Source organism: Mesorhizobium sp. M4A.F.Ca.ET.020.02.1.1, assembly GCF_004022645.1.
Classification (GTDB): domain Bacteria; phylum Pseudomonadota; class Alphaproteobacteria; order Rhizobiales; family Rhizobiaceae; genus Mesorhizobium.
The window spans coordinates 1-1,910 of sequence record NZ_RZOI01000952.1; the positions used below are offsets into that span (position 1 = coordinate 1).

The following is a 1,910-nucleotide window of genomic DNA, read 5'->3' on the forward strand; positions in this document are numbered from 1 at the left end:
ACCGCTATCCGACCGGAAGCGCCTTCGTGCGCTACAGGCCGGACGGCGGCAGGGACTTCGTCTACAACATCGCTGAATCCGCCGCCGGGCAGATCCGCCTCACGCCGGAGGCGCGGCGACTGGCGGACGGTGCCGGCCATCTGCATGTCATGGGCTCGACCCTGTCGGTAGCGGGGCTGAAGGAGATCGTCGCCTATGCGGTGAAGGCGGTGCGGGCGCGCGGCGGCTCGACCTCCTTCGACCCGAATGTGCGCAAGGAGCTGATCGACGGCGCCGACGGCGCGCTGCTTTCCGCCCTTGTCGACGACGCCGATCTTCTGCTGCCTTCCGGCGACGAGCTGCTTGCCGCGGCCGGCGTCAACGACGAGAAAGAGGCTGTGGCGGCGCTGATCGCCAGAGGCGTCGGCGAGATCGTGCTGAAGCGCGGCGCCGCCGGCTCAACCCGTTTCGGCGCCGACGGCAGCCGGATCGACTGCGCCGGCTTCCTGGTCGAGGAAGTCGACCCGACCGGGGCCGGCGACTGTTTCGGCGCCACCTACCTCACCTGCCGGCGCAAGGGGATGGAGCCGGCCAAGGCGCTGTTCTATGCCAATGCCGCGGGCGCCCGCAACGTGACGCGGCGCGGGCCGATGGAAGGCCTTGCCGGTCTCGACGTGCTTGACGACTTCATCGCCGGGACGGCGCGAGCGACATGATGACCAATCCGCTGACAGGCCTCGCCACAGCGCGCAGAAACGGGTCGCCCTATGGCATCACCTCGATCTGCTCGGCGCATCCGCTGGTGATCCAGGCGGCGATCCGGCGCGCCGTCGCCGACCCGGATTTGATGCTGCTGATCGAGGCGACCTGCAACCAGGTCAACCAGTTCGGCGGCTATACCGGGATGACGCCCGACCTGTTCGTCGCCTTCGTCAAGGAGATCGCCAGCCGCGAGGGGCTCCAGCCCTCGCGCATCATCTTCGGCGGCGACCATCTCGGGCCCAATCCATGGCGCTCCGAGCCGGCGGCGCAGGCGATGGCCAAGGCCGAAGCCATGGTCACGGCCTATGTATGGGCCGGCTTCAGCAAGATCCATCTCGACGCCTCGATGGGCTGCGCCGGCGAGCCCGCAGCCCTCGACGACGAGACCATCGCGACGCGGGCCGCCCGGCTCGCCAAGGCGGCCGAGAAGGCGGCGCGGGCCAAGGGCGGCGCGCTGCCGCTCTACATCATCGGCACCGAGGTTCCCGTCCCCGGCGGCGCCGATCACGCGCTCAGCGACCTGAAGCCAACCGAAGCGGCGGCAGCGCGGCGCACGATCGAAAGCCATCGCGAGATTTTTGCGCGCGAGGGCCTCGGTGAAGCGTTCGGCCGCGTCATCGCTTTGGTCGTGCAGCCAGGCGTCGAATTCGGCAGCGAGAACGTCATCGCCTACAAACCCGATGCATCGAAGGCGCTGACCGGACTGCTCGATGAACAGCCGTCGCTCGTCTACGAGGCGCACTCCACCGACTACCAGAGCCGCGCGGCGCTGACGGCGCTGGTCGCCAACGGCTTTCCGATCCTCAAGGTCGGCCCGGGCCTGACCTTTGCCTTGCGCGAGGCGCTCTACGGGCTCGACCTGATCGCCGCGGAAATGGTCCCCGGCTATGGCGAGCGCTCGCTTGCCCGCGCGATGGAGCGGGTGATGCTGGCGGCGCCCGGCCATTGGCGCAGTCATTATCATGGCGGCGAGACCAGCCTCCATCTGCAGCGTCACTACAGCTACAGCGATCGCATCCGCTACTATTGGGGCAATCCTGCGGCAAGCGTCGCCGTCGGCCGCCTGCGCGAGGTGCTTACCGGCGTCGGCATCCCCGAAACGCTGATGCGGCAATTCCTGCCGACGCTGCCGTCAGGCCTCGGGCCGGCGAGCGATCCCGAAGCCATCC

Annotated in this window: 2 protein-coding genes; both read left to right on the forward strand. The window is 68.9% G+C overall.

The window, feature by feature from the left end:
• The coding region (locus EN742_RS33530; RefSeq protein ID WP_148670460.1) for a sugar kinase at nucleotides 1–695 on the forward strand (695 nt) is incomplete at its 5' end.
• On the forward strand, nucleotides 695–1,910 hold a 1,216-nt coding region (locus EN742_RS33535; RefSeq protein WP_128333803.1), incomplete at its 3' end, for a D-tagatose-bisphosphate aldolase, class II, non-catalytic subunit. The genes EN742_RS33530 and EN742_RS33535, both read left to right, overlap by 1 nt.